Annotated in this window: 16 protein-coding genes and 1 tRNA gene; 5 read left to right on the top strand and 12 right to left on the bottom strand. The window is 65.6% G+C overall.

Translation table 11 applies throughout. The features are described 5' to 3' along the window. Complete coding sequence (locus PV761_RS07180) at positions 1-1,146, top strand: cysteine desulfurase family protein (protein ID WP_347895503.1); 1,146 nt, start codon at positions 1-3, stop codon at positions 1,144-1,146. A 20-nt stretch (positions 1,147-1,166) separates the two neighbouring features. Here PV761_RS07180 and PV761_RS07175 read toward each other — a convergent pair whose 3' ends face one another. The 3 genes from PV761_RS07175 to PV761_RS07165 form a co-directional block, all read right to left on the bottom strand. Then, the gene (locus tag PV761_RS07175) at positions 1,167-1,673 is read right to left on the bottom strand and encodes a GtrA family protein (RefSeq protein ID WP_028272973.1); all 507 of its coding nucleotides are present in this window, start codon (positions 1,671-1,673) and stop codon (positions 1,167-1,169) included. Between the two features lie 35 nt (positions 1,674-1,708). Beyond that, entirely contained in the window at positions 1,709-2,548 is an 840-nt protein-coding gene (locus tag PV761_RS07170) for a fumarylacetoacetate hydrolase family protein (protein ID WP_043439926.1), read from the bottom strand. Positions 2,549-2,622: 74 nt separating this feature from the next. Further along, on the bottom strand, positions 2,623-3,285 hold the full coding sequence (locus tag PV761_RS07165) for a DUF1684 domain-containing protein (RefSeq protein WP_347895500.1): 663 nt from the start codon (positions 3,283-3,285) through the stop codon (positions 2,623-2,625). A gap of 98 nt (positions 3,286-3,383) precedes the next feature. On the opposite strand from PV761_RS07165, the gene PV761_RS07160 reads away from it, so the two are divergent. Next, complete coding sequence (locus PV761_RS07160) at positions 3,384-4,211, top strand: hypothetical protein (protein ID WP_347895498.1); 828 nt, start codon at positions 3,384-3,386, stop codon at positions 4,209-4,211. 75 nt (positions 4,212-4,286) lie between these two features. Then, positions 4,287-5,093, top strand: a complete 807-nt coding sequence (locus PV761_RS07155; RefSeq protein WP_347895496.1) for a transglutaminase family protein — start codon at positions 4,287-4,289, stop codon at positions 5,091-5,093. Between the two features lie 20 nt (positions 5,094-5,113). On the opposite strand, the gene PV761_RS07150 is transcribed toward PV761_RS07155, so the two are convergent. The 8 genes from PV761_RS07150 to bcp form a co-directional block, all read right to left on the bottom strand. Beyond that, positions 5,114-5,575, bottom strand: coding sequence for a MarR family winged helix-turn-helix transcriptional regulator (locus PV761_RS07150; protein WP_347895494.1), 462 nt, complete (start codon positions 5,573-5,575; stop codon positions 5,114-5,116). Beyond that, positions 5,575-6,699, bottom strand: a complete 1,125-nt coding sequence (locus PV761_RS07145) for an LLM class flavin-dependent oxidoreductase (RefSeq protein WP_347895492.1) — start codon at positions 6,697-6,699, stop codon at positions 5,575-5,577. Before PV761_RS07145 ends, PV761_RS07150 begins: the two co-directional genes overlap by 1 nt. A gap of 192 nt (positions 6,700-6,891) precedes the next feature. Next, positions 6,892-10,125 carry an efflux RND transporter permease subunit gene (locus PV761_RS07140; protein WP_028271599.1) on the bottom strand — a complete coding sequence of 1,078 codons (3,234 nt, stop codon included), beginning with the start codon at positions 10,123-10,125 and terminating at the stop codon, positions 6,892-6,894. A 69-nt stretch (positions 10,126-10,194) separates the two neighbouring features. Next, a complete protein-coding gene (locus PV761_RS07135) occupies positions 10,195-11,700 on the bottom strand; it encodes a malate:quinone oxidoreductase (RefSeq protein ID WP_028271600.1) in 1,506 nt (501 codons plus the stop codon). Between the two features lie 78 nt (positions 11,701-11,778). Further along, complete coding sequence (locus PV761_RS07130) at positions 11,779-13,455, bottom strand: ABC transporter substrate-binding protein (protein ID WP_347895489.1); 1,677 nt, start codon at positions 13,453-13,455, stop codon at positions 11,779-11,781. Positions 13,456-13,696: 241 nt separating this feature from the next. Beyond that, on the bottom strand, positions 13,697-14,371 hold the full coding sequence (locus tag PV761_RS07125) for a fasciclin domain-containing protein (protein ID WP_028271602.1): 675 nt from the start codon (positions 14,369-14,371) through the stop codon (positions 13,697-13,699). A 250-nt stretch (positions 14,372-14,621) separates the two neighbouring features. After that, positions 14,622-14,703: transfer RNA gene (locus tag PV761_RS07120), tRNA-Leu, on the bottom strand. A gap of 140 nt (positions 14,704-14,843) precedes the next feature. After that, positions 14,844-15,314: a thioredoxin-dependent thiol peroxidase gene (bcp, locus tag PV761_RS07115; RefSeq protein ID WP_347895487.1), complete on the bottom strand. Its 471-nt coding sequence runs from the start codon at positions 15,312-15,314 to the stop codon at positions 14,844-14,846. Between the two features lie 96 nt (positions 15,315-15,410). Between bcp and PV761_RS07110 the strand changes: the two genes are divergently transcribed. Then, positions 15,411-15,893: a MarR family transcriptional regulator gene (locus PV761_RS07110; protein ID WP_051628953.1), complete on the top strand. Its 483-nt coding sequence runs from the start codon at positions 15,411-15,413 to the stop codon at positions 15,891-15,893. A 12-nt stretch (positions 15,894-15,905) separates the two neighbouring features. On the opposite strand, the gene PV761_RS07105 is transcribed toward PV761_RS07110, so the two are convergent. After that, entirely contained in the window at positions 15,906-16,064 is a 159-nt protein-coding gene (locus PV761_RS07105) for a hypothetical protein (RefSeq protein ID WP_347895485.1), read from the bottom strand. Between the two features lie 180 nt (positions 16,065-16,244). Here PV761_RS07105 and PV761_RS07100 point away from each other — a divergent pair. Beyond that, positions 16,245-16,605, top strand: a 361-nt coding sequence (locus tag PV761_RS07100) for a helix-turn-helix domain-containing protein (protein WP_347895483.1), incomplete at its 3' end; no start/stop codon positions are given.

The following is a 16,605-nucleotide window of genomic DNA, read 5'->3' as shown; positions in this document are numbered from 1 at the left end:
ATGATCTTCCTGGACGCCGCAGCAACCACGCCGGTCCGCCGCGAAGTGCTGGAAGCCATGTGGCCCTACCTCACCGGCGACTTCGGAAACCCGTCGAGCCACCACTCGCTCGGTGAGTCCGCCGCCTCGGCGCTCGCCGGCGCCCGCACGGCCACGGCCCGTGCGCTGAACTGCCGGCCCGCGGAGATTACCTTCACGTCAGGCGGCACTGAGGCGGACAACCTGGCCGTCAAGGGAATTGCCCTGGCACGGCAGGCTGCGGACCCGGCGCTCAACCGCGTGGTGATCAGCGCCGTCGAACATCCCGCGGTGGAAGAATCGGCACGGTACCTGGAACGGTTCCACGGTTTCGCCGTGGACACCGTCCCGGTGGACGGCTTCGGGCAAGTGACACCCGATGCTCTCGCCGCTGTCCTCCGTCCGGAAACCGCGCTGGTCAGCGTGATGTACGCGAACAATGAAGTGGGAACGGTCCAGCCAATCCGTGAACTCGCCGCGCTGTGCCGTGAGAAGGGCATCCCGTTCCACACGGACGCTGTGCAGGCCGCGGGCTGGCTTCCGCTGGATACGAAGTTCCTCGGTGTGGACGCCATGAGCATCTCCGGCCACAAGCTGGGTGCACCGAAGGGCAACGGGGCGCTGTTCGTGCGGAGCCGCACGCGGGTTGAACCGCTGCTCCATGGCGGCGGGCAGGAACGCGGCCGCCGCTCCGGGACCGAGAATGTGGCCGGCGCCGTGGCATTGGCCACCGCGCTGGCGCTGGTCCGCCCCGGTCGGGAACACGCAGAAGCCCTGCGGGACGACTTTATCCGCGAAGTCCTGGCCGGCGTGCCCGGCGCGCAGCTGACGGGACACCCGGCCGAGCGGCTGCCCTCGGTGGCTTCGTTCTGCTTCCCGGGGACCAGCGGCGAATCGGTGCTCCTTGAACTGGAACGGCAAGGCGTGGTGTGCTCCAGCGGGTCCGCCTGCGCGGCCGGATCCGATGCCGCCTCGCCGGTGCTGCTGGCGATGGGGATTCCGTCCGAGGTCGCCCAGACCGCCGTCCGCTTCAGCTTTGATGCCTCGGTGACGGCGGCCGAACTGCACGAAGCAGCCCTGGCCGTCCGGAACGCGGTGGGAAGCGTACAGACGCTGGGCATCCGCTAGCGGTGCCGTTGGAAGTGCCGTCAGCGGTGCCGTGCGCGGCGGAAGATCCAGTGCCGCAGCAGCGCAAAGCGCACTGCAGTGGCCGCGAAGCCGGACAATGTGGTGGTCCACAACTCATCGGACATGCTCGCGTCAGGATTGAACCAGTGCAGCACTCCGAGGCTGCCGCCGGTGAGCACCAGCGCAATTACGATGACCACCAGGCCGCTCAGGTGGTCCCTGCCGGCCTTGCTGCGTCCCGCGATTTTGAACGTGAGCCGCCGGTTAAGGGCAGTGTTCATCACCGAGGTGATGATCAGCGCCGCGGCGTTGGCCAGCTGCGGCCCCAGCCAGGGCCGGAGCAGTGCGTACAGGGCAAGCGAGGTCACCGTGCACACAATCCCCACACCGGTGAAACGGATGAGCTGCCGGACGGCGGGGAACCGCAGGATGCCACGGTAGTGCTTCGTGGCCGGCGGGCGCCGTGCTGGGGTGGTGGAACCGGACTGTTGCGTCAGCGGGACGGTGGCCGCGGCAGGTGATTCCATCGCTCAAGCCTGCCACACCGTGCCTGCGGATCTGGTCAGGCGGCGTCCCTGACCGGATTCGTCAGTTCGCCGATTCCTTCCACCCGGCAGGTGACGGTGTCACCGCGGTGCAGCTGCGCCGTTTCGGCAGGGAACCCGGTGAGGACCAGGTCGCCGGGGTGGAGCGTCATGAAGGACGTCAGATAAACCAGGATTTCGTCCACGCCCCAGCCGAGGTCCGCGGAACTGGCAGCCCGTAGTTCGGTGCCGTTGTGCACAATCCCGATGGAAAGGGCCGCGCTGTCCAGGACGGGGTCCAGGCCTGTTACGATCCACGGTCCCACCGGCGTGAACGTGTCCTGGCTCTTGGCGCTGATCCACAGCTCGTCCGCTTTCTGCAGATCCCTGGCAGTGACGTCGTTGCCGATGGTGAAGCCGAGGACGGCCTCCCGTGCCTTCTCCGGCGTCAACCCGCGTGCCTTGCGCCCGATGACGACGGTCAGCTCGGCCTCCGGGTCCACATGCCCCACTCCTGGCGCGAGTTCAATGGCATCGCCCGGTCCCACCACGCTGGTGGCCGCCTTGTGGAAGGCCTGCGGAGGAAGGTCCCGGCCCGCCCGGCCCGTGTTGTGCGCCATGCCCAGCACGTTGGCCGGAACACTGGGGGCCAGGAAGGTGAATGCGTCTTCGCCGACAGTGGAGCCGGGCTGCCAGCCTGCCCGCGGGGCGGCCGAAGCGTTCGCCAGTGACCCGGGGAAGGGGCTGTCGATAACAGTCCAGAGTTTGCCTGCTTCGCTGCCGAAGTCCGGAGCGTCATTGGCAACGAAGAAGTGTTCCAACTCCGAGGCGGCGGAGTGGGGGCGGACGCGGGCAATGCGGCGTGTCGGTGCGGTCATCAAGACATCCTACGTCCCGCCGGGACGTGTTGGCGGAGTGTGTCGCCCGCCCGCCATTGTGGCGGGAGGGCCCGTCAGTACAGTTCGCCGACCGGGATCTCCACGGCCAGCCGGTTGGACGGGCCGGCCAGCGGGCAGGCCCAGGCCTCGTTGTAGGCGCAGGAAGGGTTGTAGGCGAAGTTGAAGTCCAGGATGAACTCGGCGTCCGGCCCTGATCCCAGCACGCCGTGGAAGGCGCCCTTGATCGTGTCCAGCAGGTAGCGTCCGGCGCCGTAGCTGCCGCCGGGCTGACCCGCCGTCGCATCCCGGAACGGCACGAAGATGCCGCCGCCGTAACCGTGCAGCTTCCAGACGGCCAGCTGGCCCATCTCGGGCAGGTCGAAGGTGCCCAGGCGGACAAACCTGACCACCCCGTCGGTGCCCGTCTCAACGTTCATTTCCCGGCCGGCTCCCTCTTTCGTCAGGCGCACGTGGAACCTGTAGATGGGATCGTAGTCCGCTGTCCGGAGGCCGCTGAACGTGGCTTTGGAGGCGGCGGTGAGTGCCGACGCCGGGTGGGTGCCGAACATCCTGTCGCGTTCCTGCCGCCAATACGAGTGCGCCTCGGCGGGGCTGTCCACGGCTATCCTGCGGACGTTTTGGTACATGGCGAAGGTCCGGACCCGCCAGTCGGCAATGTCCAGGGCCGAGATGTCCGCCACGCTGTCCTGCTCCGTCTCAAAGTGCTGTTCCGCCATGCCCCCAGCGTAGCCCTCTTTGCGGGCGGGAAAGCCCGTGTGTCAACACTCCGGCCCGAAGGCGGCGGCCGCGCCGGGCGCGCGGCTACTCTTGCCTCATGACAGGGAAGGCAATGGCCCGCAGGGCACGGCTGGGCGCGGCGTTCATCGTTGCGGCCGCGGTGATGTCCGGATGCAGCGGCGACGGCAAGGGGCAACCGGCCTGGACGGCGGGCAGCAGCCCGTCCGAGAGTTCGACGGCGGGAGGAACGCCGTCGGCGTCGGCAACAGGCGCAACTCCCGGACCCTCGGCAACCGGCGGACAGCCTTCGGCGTCCGGTACGGAATCCGCGTCCGCCGGAGCGACGGCCGCCGCGTGGAAGGTCTTTTCGGACCCCGCCAAGGTGGTCAGTTTCGAACTGCCCCAGGATTGGATCGCGCAGTCGGTCGCACCGGACCAGGGGACGCTTCCGGGGGCCCTCAAGGTCGAAGTCAAGGACGCCAAGGGCACGTATCTGGCAACGCTTCAGACCGGCCTGCCATCGCCATCCCCGGCTGCCTGCGCGGACGCGGCCCGAAGGCCGTACGTGGTGGTCAGCAGTGTTCCGCTGGACCTGCCGCACCGTGAGGGCGACGGGCTGATCACCCCGCACGTGGTGTTCCGCGTGATCCAGGGATACAAGTACTTCGGCTCCTTTGGCATCACCAACGTGGTGGGAGGAAGCGACGGCAAAGCGTGCGCGCTGCAAAACGTGGTCCGTGGCCCCGAAGGCAAGGGCGACGTCTCGTTCGGTGACCTGGCCGCGATCAGGGCCTTCGCCGCGGATGAGAAGGTGGCCCCGGCCAAGGCTTTCGACACCCTGGACCAGGCGGCCAGGTACGTCAACGAGGGCTCTGAATTTGCGAATGTCCAGCGGATGCTAATGTCTCTGAAGATCAAAAGTTAGTCCCGCCGCCCGCCCGTAAACCCAACCGGCCGGCACCGGGGACTGTTCGGCAACTACCTCACACCCCGGAGATACATGGAACGCAGCGTGGCCGCCCGCCTCGTCTTCAAGACCGCAGCTGAAACCAAAGTCGCGCTGGCGGTTGCCGTCGCAAGGAATGCGGGCTATTCGTCGCTCGTGGAGACGCTGTCGGTGACCTCCGGCACGGACCCGGTGCCGGTGACGGAGCTGTCCGACCACCACGGGGGCCGCTTCCATTACATGGAGTTCGCGGATCCCACGGAGGTGACCGTGGACTACTCGGCCACGGTTTCCGGGCTGGCCCTTCCGGAAGAGCCCACCCGGATGGAACTCATCCGCTACGTCCGGCCCAGCCGCTACGCGGAGTCCGACCGGCTGCTGCCCACGGCCTACGCGGAATTCGGCGGGCTCCAGGGCGAAGAGCTCCTGCTGGCCGTCCGCAACTGGGTCTTCAGCGAGCTTCGCTATGTCAGCGGTTCCTCCCGGGGGACCGACGGGGCGGTGGAGACGCTCCTGAACCGCCGCGGCGTGTGCCGGGACTTCGCGCACCTGGCCATTTCCCTCCTGCGTTCGAAGGACGTCCCGGCCAGGCTCGTGGCGGTATACGCACCCGGGCTGAGCCCGATGGATTTCCATGCCGTGGCAGAGGCCTATGTCAACGGCGCCTGGCATGTCATCGACCCCACCGGGCTGGCCCCTCGCGAGAGCATGCTGAGGATCACCGCGGGCCGGGACTCCTCGGACACGGCCTTCCTGTCCACGGTGGGCGGAAGCCTGTCCCTGCGGGAACTTCGGGTGACCGCAGTAGTGGACGGGCAACTGCCTGCGGAGGACCCCGCCAGGCTCGTCGCGCTAACCTGACGCCTGCCCTGGCTGAGCATCTAGCGCCCTGACAGGGACCCTCGCAGTTTCTCGGTAAGCCGCAGCAGTTCACGCTGTTCACTGGCGGTGAGCGCCGGCGTGATCAGCGCGGAAATGTCGCGGACATGCTCGCGTCCGATCTGCTTCTGCAGCTCCCGCCCGGCATCTGTCAGCTTCAGGAGGACCCCGCGTCCGTCCTGCGGTGCCGGCATGCGCTCCACCAGTCCCCGCTTCTCCAGCCTCTCCACAAGCCTGCTGAGGCTGGACTGGCTGAGGAGCACGTTGTCATTCAGCTCATTCAACCGCAGCCAGCCGGAAGGGCAGCGCGAGAGGGTAAAAAGGACGTCGTATTCGTTGACGGCCAGCGACTTGAAGGCAGGGCCGGACTGGAGCCTTCGCATCACCGCCACCTGGGCACGGAACAGCGACTCCCAGGTTTCCGCAGCGAGTCTGACGGGCGAGCCGCCTGGCTGGGCGTTCATCAGGCGTCCTGGGCTGTCGGATTGGTCACTGCATCCTCCTGCACCTGGGCGGCCAGCCGGGCTGCCACCCGCGCGGCGTGGGTGGGCGGTTCCGGCACATGCGCGGGCGTGAGGGCGGCGTACTCCTTGCGCAGGACCGGCAGGACCTCTTCGCCGAACAGGTCGAGCTGTTCCAGCACGGTCTTCAGCGGCAGGCCGGCGTGGTCAATCAGGAACAGCTGGCGCTGGTAGTCGCCGAAGTACTCGCGGAACGTCAGGGTCTTTTCGATGACTTCCTGCGGGCTGCCGACGGTCAGCGGGGTCTGCGAGGTGAAGTCCTCCAGGGAGGGTCCGTGGCCGTAGACCGGGGCATTGTCGAAGTACGGGCGGAACTCCTTGACGGCGTCCTGCGAGTTCTTGCGCATGAAGAACTGTCCGCCGAGGCCCACGATCGCCTGGTCGGCCTTGCCGTGGCCGTAGTGCTCGTAGCGTTCGCGGTAGAGGCCGATCAGCTGCTGGTAGTGCTCCTTGGGCCAGAAGATGTTGTTCGCAAAGAAGCCGTCGCCGTAGTACGCGGCCACTTCGGCGATCTGCGGCGTGCGGATGGAGCCGTGCCACACGAAGGGGGCGACGCCGTCGAGCGGGCGGGGTGTGGACGTAAAGTTCTGCAGCGGCGTGCGGTGCTTGCCGGACCAGTTCACCGTGTCCTCGTCCCACAGCTTGCGCAGCAGGCTGTAGTTCTCGATGGCCAGTTCGATGCCGTCCTGGATGTTCTTGCCGAACCAGGGGTACACCGGTGCCGTGTTGCCGCGGCCCATCACCAGGTCCACGCGGCCGTCGGCGAGGTGCTGCAGCATGGCAAAGTCTTCGGCGATCTTCACGGGATCGTTGGTGGTGATCAGGGTGGTCGCCGTGGACAGGATGATGCGTTCTGTCTGCGCCGCGATGTAGGCCAGCGTGGTGGTGGGGGAGGAGGAGAAGAACGGGCGGTTGTGGTGCTCGCCGATGGCGTAGACATCCATGCCGATCTCTTCGACCTTCTTGGCGATGGCTACGGACGCTTTGATGCGCTCGTGCTCCGTGGGCGTGCGGCCCGTGGTGGGGTCGGTGGTGATGTCACTGACACTGAATACGCCGATCTGCATGATGTGCCTTCCGTTCCTGAACTGTTCGGGTCTGGTTTCAGTGTACCCGATATACATGCATTTGCATCTATCGGTGGATGTAACGTCAGGCACGCCAGGATATTCCCGCACGCTTAAACGGCCGTGCCCGTGCCACTTGGTGGCACGGGCACTGCTGTTGTTCGGCTGCGGAAAGGCGTTCGGGTACCGCCGCTATTCGGGCTCGCCTGCCGCAGCGCGGCGGCCGGATACCTTCGGCACCATGCCCGTTGTCCAGTCGCGGAACTCGGCGTCGACGTCGTCCGGGGGGCCAAAGTCGGGACGTTCGTGCATTGCCCGGAGTAGGGCTTTCTTCTCGCGGCGCCCTTCCACCAGCCGGTACAGGACCGGTACCAGCACCAGCGTCAGCGCCGTCGAGGACACCAGGCCGCCGATCACCACGATCGCCAGCGGCTGGGAGATGAATCCGCCGCCGCCGGTCAGGCCGAGTGCCATGGGCGTCAGGGCGAAGACGGTGGCCAGCGCGGTCATCAGGATGGGGCGGAGGCGCTGCCGGGCCCCGTGCGTGATGGCATCGGCCACGCTCATTCCGGGGGCCTTCATTCCGGAGGGCCCGGTCCGCGGTTGCCGGTACTGGTTGATGAGGTCGATCAGGACGATGGCGTTGGTCACCACGATGCCCACCAGCATCAGCATGCCGATCAGCGAGGGCAGCCCCAGCGGCACCCTGGTCACCAGGAGGAGCGCGATGGCTCCGGTGGCGGCGAACGGGACGGACACCAGCAGGATAAGCGGCTGGATGAGCGATTTGAACGCCGCCACCATGATCACGTACACGATGGCGATGGCGGCGAGCAGGGCCAGGCCCAGCTGCTGGAAGGATTCTGTCTGCTGGGTGGTGGCCCCGCCGATCTCCGCCGTCACGCCTGCGGGCAGTTCCACTCCCTTGAGCCGGTTCTGCACCTCTGTGCTCACGGCGCCAAGGTTGGCGCCCGACGGCGTCACCGAGACCCGCGCGGTCCGCTGGCCGTTGCTGGCGGTGATGGACACCGGGATGTCCACCTGTTCCACGGAAGCGACGCTTCCCAGCGTAACGGCACCGCCAGCGGCCGGCAGCGGGATGTTCCGGACGGCGCTAACGCTGGTGAAGCGGGTTCCCTCGCCGATCTGGACCGGGAAGTCGTTGGTGTCGATCCGCACCGTTCCGGCCGGCAAGGGGCTGATGGTGGAGGCCAGGACACCGGCCACCTGCTCCTCGTTCAACCCCGCCGCGACGGCTTTGGCGCGGTCCACTTTGACCTGGACCACCGGCTGGCTGGCCGCAAGGTTGGTGGCAACCTCGGTGCTGCCGGGTACGCCTTCCATGGCCTTGACCATGGCGTCGCTGGCCGCCCTGAGGTCTGCGGAATTTGCCGCCTTCAGGGTGATGTCCACCGTGGACGTGGTGCCGAACCCGCCCTGCTGGGAGCCTACGGAGATCTTGCCGACGTCACTGATTTTGGCCAGTTCGGTGCGGACGGTTTCCTGGAGCCTGGCCTGGTTGGCCTTCTCCTCGGTGACCACCGTGAACGAGGAGTTGGAAGCGCCGCTGGACGTCAGCGCGGTGAAGCCCGTCTGTGCGTTCCCTGACGTGACCTGGACGTCCTTGATGCCGTCGATGTCCCGCAGGACTTCCTCGACCTTCACGGCGGCCGCGCTGGTGTCCGTGAGGCTGGTTCCGGCGGGCAGGACTTGCCGGACCGTCATGCTGTTCTCGCCGGAGCGGCCCAGCAGGTCGGTGGCGAGCAGGGGGGTCATGGCCGCCGTTCCGCCGAGCACCAGGACCGCCGCGATGAGTGTCACCACCGGGTGTTTCTGTGTCTTGTTGAGGACTGGCAGGTATCCCCGCTGGAGCAGGCTACGCTGCTCCTTCTCATGGGCCCTGGCGGCGGCTTCCCGGGCCGCCTCTGCGGAAAGCTCGGCGCCCGCACTGCCGGCCGGCGTCCTGAGGAACCAGTACGCCAGGACGGGAACGATGGTGAGGGACACCAGGAGTGACGAGAGCAGCGCTATGGTCACCGTCAGGGCGAAGGGCCGGAACAGTTCGCCTGCCAGTTCCCCGACAAAGGCTATGGGGAGGAAGACGGCCACGGTGGTCAGGGTGGATGCCGTAATGGCACCGGCGACTTCCCGGATGGACGTGAGGATGGCGGAGAGCTTGGTTTCGCCATAGCTCAGGTGCCGCTTGATGTTCTCGATGACCACAATCGAGTCGTCCACCACGCGTCCGATCGCGATGGTGAGTGCTCCGAGAGTCAGGATGTTCAGCGAGTATCCCGTGGCGGAGAGCCCGATGAACGTGATGAGCAGCGAGAGCGGGATGGACACGGCGGTCACCAGCGTGGACCGCACGGACATCAGGAACACCAGGATCACCGCGACGGCAAAGCCGAGGCCCAGGAGCCCCTCCGTGGTGAGGTCCTTGATGGACTTTTCGATGAACGGGGCCTGGTCGAACACCGGGGTGAACTTGGCGTTGGATCCCAGCTCGGCTTCAAGCTGGCTGATGGAGTCCTTCACCGCGTGGGAGATCGCCACGGTGTCGCCTTCGGGCTTCTTCGTCACGGAGAGGGCAAGCGTTTCCTTGCCGTTGGTCCGGGTGATCGAGGTGCGTGTGTCGTCCTTGATGCTGACATCGGCCACGCTGCCGATGGTGGCGGCGTCCCTGGCGCCACCTAGCGGCAGGGCCTTGACGGCGTCCAGGGAGTCCACGGGGCTGCCGATCTGCAGCGAGAGCGTTTTGCCCTGTTCCTCGATGGTGCCTGCCGGAACCAGCGCCCCGTTGTTCTTCAGGGCGTTGGTGATGGACTGGAGGGTGGCGCCCTTGGCTGCCATGGCCTCGGGGCGGGGGAGGATCTGGATGTGCTGGGACGCACCGCCGGTGACGTCGGCGCCCCTGACGCCGTCGAGCTTCTGGAGGCGGGGGACGCTGAGGCGCTGGAGATCGGCGTTCAGCTCACTGAGCGGTTTGTCGGAGGAGACCGCCAGGAAGACAATCGGGAAATCGCTGATGCTGCCCGCGATGGCCTGCGGCTGGACGTCGTCGGGCAACGTGCGCTTGGCATTGGAGATGGCACGGTCGATCTGGTTCCGTGCCCGGTCCAGGTTGGAACCGTACGTGAACACCATGGTGATCTGGGAAACGCCGGTGCGGGACGTGGACGACGTCGACTCCAGCCCCTCGACACCGTTAAGGGCGGTCTCGAGGGGCCCGCTCACCTGCTTGTCCACCACTTCCGGCGAGGCCCCGGGCATGGCCGAGATGACCGTTATTTGCGGAAACTCGATGGAGGGAATGAGCTCCTGTTTCAGCGAGGACATGGTGATCACGCCGAACACCGACGCAAAGACGGTGATCAGCGCGATCAGTGCCCTGTTTGCCAGCGAAAGTTTAGCCAGCCGGTACATCTCATGGTCTCCTGGTGGGTTGACGGTCTAGTGGTTGGAGGTGGAACCGGCCGTAACCCGAGCAGGGCGTCAGCTGGAGGGAGCGTCCACGGCTTCCAGCTGGAGGGCCTTGGCAGTTTCTGCCTCCAGCTGTGCGGCCAACTCCGGGTTGTCGTTGAGCTTGATGCCGTAGCCGGGCATCATTTCCTTGAGCTTGGACTGCCAGCCCTTGAAGTCCTTGGGGAAGGACTTCTGCAGGAGTTCGATCATGATGGGAACAGCGGTGGATGCTCCCGGGGAAGCCCCCAGCAGCGCTCCGATGGAACCGTCTCGTGCCGCGATCACCTCGGTGCCGAACTGCAGGACACCGCCCTTCTTCGGGTCCTTCTTGATGATCTGAACACGCTGGCCGGCGGTGATGAGTTCCCAATCGCCGTCTTTTGCTTCGGGGTAGTACTCGCGCAGGGCCTCGACCTTGTCGCCGTGACGCTTGGCCACTTCCTTGACCAGGTAGGCCGTGAGGTCCATATTGTCCTTGGCCACGGCAAGCATCGGGATGATGTTGCTCGGGCGGATGGACAGCGGCAGGTCCAGGTACGAGCCGTTCTTGAGGAAGTTGGTGGAGAACCCGGCATACGGGCCGAACAGCAGTGAACGCTTGCCGTTGACGTAGCGGGTGTCCAGGTGCGGTACGGACATGGGCGGTGCTCCGACGGAGGCCTGGCCGTAGACCTTGGCGCTGTGCTGGGCTGCGAGGGCCTCGTCGGTGCAGCGGAAGAACTGGCCGGAGACCGGGAAGCCGCCGTAGCCCTTGCTCTCCGGAATTCCGGAGGCCTGCAGCAGGTGGAGCGCGCCGCCGCCCGCGCCGACGAAGACGAACTTGGCGCGGATGTTGCCGTGCTCGCCGGACTGCTTGTGCTTGAGCGTGAGGTCCCAGCCGCCGCCCGGTGCACGGCGGATGCCGTTGACGTCGTGGCCGTAGTTGATCTCCACACCGTTGTTGCCCAGGTATGTGGTCAGCTCGCGGGTCAGGGCGCCGAAGTCGACGTCGGTCCCCTCGGCTGCGCGGGTGGCAGCGATCCGCTGCTTGGCGTCCCGGCCCTTGACGATCAGCGGCGCCCACTTGGCGATCTGCGCGTGGTCCTCGGAGTACTCCATCGAGCGGAAGAGGGTATTCGGCTTCAGCGCCTCATACCGGGCCTTCAGGAAGTCGGCGTTGGCGTCCCCGATCACAAAGCTCATGTGCGGGACGGTGTTGATGAAGCCCTTGGGGGACCCGATGAGGGAGTTGCTGACCAGGTGGGACCAGAACTGGCGGGACAGCTGGAACTGCTCGTTGATGTGCAGTGCCTTGGAAGGATCAACCGAGCCGTCTTTGGCTGCGGGAGAGTAGTTAAGCTCACACAGCGCGGCGTGGCCGGTACCTGCGTTGTTCCACGGGCCTGAGCTTTCCAGGCCGGCTTCGTCGAGCCGTTCGAACAGCGAGATGGTCCAGTTCGGTTCGAGCTGCTTGATGAACGCACCCAGGGTGGCGCTCATGATGCCGCCGCCAATCAGGACGACGTCGGCATGTTGGGTCTTGGATATGAAAGTCACAATCAGTCTCCGATAGCAGCGGCTCTGGCTGTCACAGAATATCCCGAGCGCCCCTCTAACTGAAATTGGGGCGGTCCGTCAAGGCTTAAGCTCCACCTTTGTGAAAACCTCGTTTAATACCGGCGAGGCGGGGTACTTCAGCACCCGGTCGGAGAGCGCCAAGGCAGAAATGGGGAAGGCGATGGGGACGGCAGGGACGGATTCCGCAATCTGGGCGTTGATGGTGCGGTACTGCTCCGTCCGGTCCTGTCCCTCTGGCAGGCCCCTGGCCCGCGCAATCTTCGAAAAGACCTGCGGGTCCTGGTAGCCGAACTCGCCGGTTTTCTCGCCGAACAAAGGCCCCACGAAGTTGTCCGGATCGGAGTACGAACCATTCCAGCCCAGCAGGTGCAGGGCATGGTCGCCCGGAGACTGCACCTTCTGCAGGTACCCGTCCGTCCAGTCCACCGGGACCGGCTTGATGTTCAGGCCGACGGCGGTGAGCTGCCTGCTGAGTTCCGCATAGATTTTTTCGGGTGTCGGCAGGTACGGCCTGGTCACATTCAGGGGGTAGTAGAACTTGAGTTCCTCGCCCTTGTAGCCGGCCTCCTCCAGAAGCGCTTTGGCCTTGGCCGGATCATGGCCCAGGGAGGGGGCGTTGTTATTGAAGCCGCTGAGTTTGGGCGGAACGAACTGGGACGCCTGGGCGGTGTTGTCGATGAAGAAGCGGCGGATCAGCGTTTCTTTGTCCACCGCCAGCTCGATGGCCTGGCGCACCTTGATGTTCTGCAGGATGGGCACATCCTGGTTCATGCCGAGGTACATCACGGAGAACGGGTCCCGCTGGATGATCTGCTTCCCGCGCTTGACGAGCTGGTCGAAGTTGCCCACGGTGACGGCGTCATAACCGTCGATCTTCCCGTCGAGGAGGGCCTGGAGCCGGGACTGCGGATGGTCGTAGGTGACGAAGTTGATGGTGCCGATCTGGCCCTTGTCGCCCCAGTAGTCCTTGTTGCTGACCAGCTTCACGCTGGAGTCCTCCCAGGCTGCGAAGCTGTAGGGGCCCGTGCCCACGGGATGCAGGGCATAGGCCGAGACCGGCTGGCCGTCGCGGCTCTGGCTGAGGCTGTCCGCTTTCTGCGCCGCCATGGCAGTCGGCGAGGACATCGCGAAGGCCGGGAGCGTCAGGGCCTGGAGGAACCCGGTGAAGGGCTGCGTGAGGTCGATCCGGACATTCCCGGGGGTAAGTGCAGTGCAGCCCTTGTAGATGGACAGCGAGGCCTGGTCGGCGTGGGCCTTGAAGACGCCCTTGAACGATGTGCCCGGGGCCTGCTTCCGCAGGCTTTCGGGGAAGGTGAACCACCGGTTGAAGTTGGTGCAGACCGCTGCCGCATCGAAGGGGGAGCCGTCCTGGAAGGTGACGCCTTCACGGAGCTTGAAGGTGTAGGCGCGGCCTTCACTGGACTCTGCCCACTCGGTGGCCAGCAGTGGAGTGGGAAGTCCGGTTGTCTGGTCCACTCCGACGAGGCCTTCGAGGACCTGGCGGGTGATCCGGTAGGACTCGACGTCAGAGGCCAGGGCAGGATCGAGTCCCAGCGGCTGGGCCGCGGTGCCGAAGGTGAATGTCGCCGTGGGCGCGGCGGGTGCCGAGCTGGTCGGAACCGCAGACGACGACGCCGGTGCCGGAGCGGGCGTGCCCGTGCACGAGGCCAGAAGCAGCGACAGGACCCCTGCGCCGATACTGACTGCAATGCGGCGCGATTTACTGCTGGGCACTCGATGATCACCTCTGGACGGCAGGAAGGCCCGCGGACAACGGACCGGTCCCCAGTCTAATTGACCGATCCTGGACACCCGCCGGGTGCGTGCCGGCCGCGCGCCGCGGTGCATGCCGGGCTGCCGCCAGCCTTTGCTGAGGGCAAGAAAGGAGGCCCGCACCGTGCGGTGCGGGCCTCGATTTCTCCAGGATCGGTCCAGGGAGTCAGTCTGGAGCCGGAGCAGGAGCGTGCAGGGTTGCCTACTTCGGCATCAGGACGGAGTCCACCAGGTAGACCGTGGCGTTGGCCGTCTGAACGCCGCCACAGATGACGCTGGCGTCATCGACCTTCAGCGCATCCTTGGTGCCTGTCACGGTGACCGACCCGCCCTGGACCGTCTTGTGGGTGCCCACAATCTTGTCAGGAGTGATCTGACCCGGAACCACGTGGTAGGTCAGGATCTTGCTCAGGAGGGCGTCGTCGGTCTTGAGCGTTTCGATGGTGGCGGCGTCGATCTTGGCGAACGCGTCATCCACCGGTGCGAAGACCGTGAATTCACTGCCATTGAGCGTGTCCACGAGGTTGACCTTCGGGTTGAGCTTGCCGGACACGGCTGCCGTGAGGGTGGTCAGCAGCGGGTTGTTCGAGGCTGCAACCGCAACCGGATCGAGGGCCATCCCTGCTACCGAGCCGGCGCCGCTGGGAACCTTTTCCGCGTAACCGGCGCAGCCGGGGCCAACCAGGTTGGCGGCCGGATCCATGGCGGCCGAAGAGCTGGCGGACGGTGACGGTGCCATGCTCGAGGCGGACGGCGTCGAAGCCGGTGCGGAAGAGCTGTTCGCCGTCGTGGCTGAACCGCCGCAGGCGGTCAGGCTGAGCAGTGCTGCAGCTGCAACACCTGCGACGGTGAAAGTTGTGCGCTTGAATGACTGCATTTCGATTCTCCTTGTTAGTGCCGACCATTGCCTGCGGTGAACGACTTTGCCGATCACTGCACTGGCTGAATTTCCGACTGCGGGCACCGACCCTTGGTTGGTGTCTCAATGGGTATTCGGCCGTTCGGCGGGAATGGATGGGTGGACGGGGAGAATCTTTTTTCCGAGGATCCCCCGGACGCTGGCGCAGGGAAGTTAAACGAAGGAATCCCGGACCGTGAGGCCCGGGATTCCAAGGGTTGTGCAGTTGTGCGCAAGGGGGGACTTGAACCCCCACGCCCGAAGGCACAGGAACCTAAATCCTGCGTGTCTGCCAATTTCACCACTCGCGCGCGCCGCCGTCGTGCATGTTTTCCTGCTGTTCCTGCGGATGCAGGGAACGTCCGACGGCGGATTCCAGGCTCCAGTGTACCTGCCGGGAGCGCCATCCGCTCGATGGGCCGGTGTGCCGCACGCGGCCTGGCGAAAACGACTAGGACAGTCCGAGGTCCCGGCGCAGCTTGGCCACATGGCCGGTGGCCCGCACGTTGTACTGGGCTATGGAGACCATGCCGTCCGCGTCCACCACAATGGTGGACCGGATGAGGCCCTCATAGGTCCGCCCGTAGTTCTTCTTCTCCCCCCAGGCACCGTAGGCCTCAGCCACGGCGTGGTCTTCGTCGGACAGGAGCGGGAACGTCAGCCCTTCTTTTTCTGCGAATGTGGCGAGCTTCCCGACCGGATCCGGAGACACGCCGACGACGTCGTAGCCTTCGCGTTGCAGGGAGGCGAGCGTGTCGCGGAAGTCGCACGCTTCCTTGGTGCAGCCCGGCGTCGACGCCGCCGGGTAGAAGTACACGATGGTGTTCCGGCCGCGGTAATCCTTCAGGCTGACGTCCTTCCCTGCGGAATCCTTCAACGTAAAGTCCGGTGCCGGAGTGCCGGGAGTGAGTCGTTCAGCCAAGATTTTCTCCTTAGGAATGTTCTGGACATCCAAGCTTAGTAAGCGGGGGAGCGAGGGACGAATCCCACGCTGGCTATACTAAGTTGTATGCCTGATATGGATCGCTGGCCCACAGGGCGCCTCTTGTCCACCGCGGCACGTCTCGTGGAACACTCCTGGAACGAGAAGCTGGGAGCCATCGGGCTCACCCATGCCGGAGTGATCGCCATGGAGGTACTTTCCCTTAACGGACCCATGACGCAGGCCCAGCTGGCCCAATTGGTCCGCGTCCAGGCCCAGACCATGGGAAAAACACTCAGCCGGCTCGAGGTCCACGGCCACATCCGGCGCGAGCGCAGCACGTCCGACCGCCGAAGCCATGTGGTGTCCCTGACCGAGCGCGGGGTGGAAGCTGTGGCCGCTGCGGCGGACATGGAACGAACAGTTCTTGCCGCCGCTTCCATCGACCCGGACATCCTTCGCCAGGAGCTCCAGGCGGTGGTGACCGTCCTGGCCAGCCGTTTTTCCTCGCCTGAGACCAAGGCAATTGTGGCAAGTGCCGAATCCGGCCTGACTGTCGACGCGAACAGCGCCAACTGACCAGCTGATTGACTACCCCAGGAGCCGGACGGCAATGGCCTCCAGCGCCTGGACGTCCCAGCCCTTATTCAGGGGACCCAATTTGGCCTGCAAGACGGCCATGACGCCCATCTCCAGCAAAGCCTGTAAAGCCGAACCGGGGTTTTCGCTGAACTCGAGGCTGCTTTCCAATATCCCCAGCGCGTCGGCATCCGTGGAGGCGCAGGCAGGGAGGCCGCCATCGCGGCGCCAAGCGCGTCGGCGTCGGCTTCGATCGTGCCCGTCACAGTAAACCGAAAGACAGCCATGGTTAGCCCCTCCCACACCTAGTGTCCTGCGTCTGAAATTCGCTTCGTAATTATAGAATGGGGTATGGCGAACGTTGGACGGCCGAAGGCCCCTCTGGAATTGTCGGATGAAGAGCGGGAAACACTTTCCCGGTGGGCTCGCAGGGCCAAGTCGGCACAGGCGCTGGCCACGCGTTCGAAGATCGTACTGGGCAGCGCCGAGGGTCTGAGCAACGTGGAGGTCGGTGTCCGGTGCGGGGTTGAACCTCATACCGTGGCGAAGTGGCGGCGCCGTTTCCTGGAGCGCCGGCTGGACGGGCTGGTCGATGATCCCAGGCCCGGCCGTCCGGCCAGTATCACCAGTGATCAGGTCGAGGATGTCGTGGTTGCGACGCTGGAATCGACGCCGAAGAATGCCACGCACTGGTCCCGGGCGAAGATGGCCG

It is taken from the genome of Arthrobacter sp. CC3 (assembly GCF_039907775.1).
Lineage (GTDB): Bacteria > Actinomycetota > Actinomycetes > Actinomycetales > Micrococcaceae > Arthrobacter.
Note: the sequence above shows the minus strand (reverse complement) of the source record. Positions and strands in the feature narration are given on the sequence as shown.

Coding starts and splice junctions, on each gene's coding strand:
- PV761_RS07175 (WP_028272973.1), bottom strand. CDS start 1,673: ATGGAATCACCTGCCGCGGCCACCGTCCCGCTGACGCAACAGTCCGGT.
- PV761_RS07140 (WP_028271599.1), bottom strand. CDS start 10,125: ATGTACCGGCTGGCTAAACTTTCGCTGGCAAACAGGGCACTGATCGCG.
- PV761_RS07110 (WP_051628953.1), top strand. CDS start 15,411: ATGGATCGCTGGCCCACAGGGCGCCTCTTGTCCACCGCGGCACGTCTC.
- PV761_RS07155 (WP_347895496.1), top strand. CDS start 4,287: ATGGAACGCAGCGTGGCCGCCCGCCTCGTCTTCAAGACCGCAGCTGAA.
- PV761_RS07150 (WP_347895494.1), bottom strand. CDS start 5,575: ATGAACGCCCAGCCAGGCGGCTCGCCCGTCAGACTCGCTGCGGAAACC.
- PV761_RS07180 (WP_347895503.1), top strand. CDS start 1: ATGATCTTCCTGGACGCCGCAGCAACCACGCCGGTCCGCCGCGAAGTG.
- PV761_RS07165 (WP_347895500.1), bottom strand. CDS start 3,285: ATGGCGGAACAGCACTTTGAGACGGAGCAGGACAGCGTGGCGGACATC.
- PV761_RS07160 (WP_347895498.1), top strand. CDS start 3,384: ATGACAGGGAAGGCAATGGCCCGCAGGGCACGGCTGGGCGCGGCGTTC.
- PV761_RS07145 (WP_347895492.1), bottom strand. CDS start 6,699: ATGCAGATCGGCGTATTCAGTGTCAGTGACATCACCACCGACCCCACC.
- PV761_RS07125 (WP_028271602.1), bottom strand. CDS start 14,371: ATGCAGTCATTCAAGCGCACAACTTTCACCGTCGCAGGTGTTGCAGCT.
- PV761_RS07170 (WP_043439926.1), bottom strand. CDS start 2,548: ATGACCGCACCGACACGCCGCATTGCCCGCGTCCGCCCCCACTCCGCC.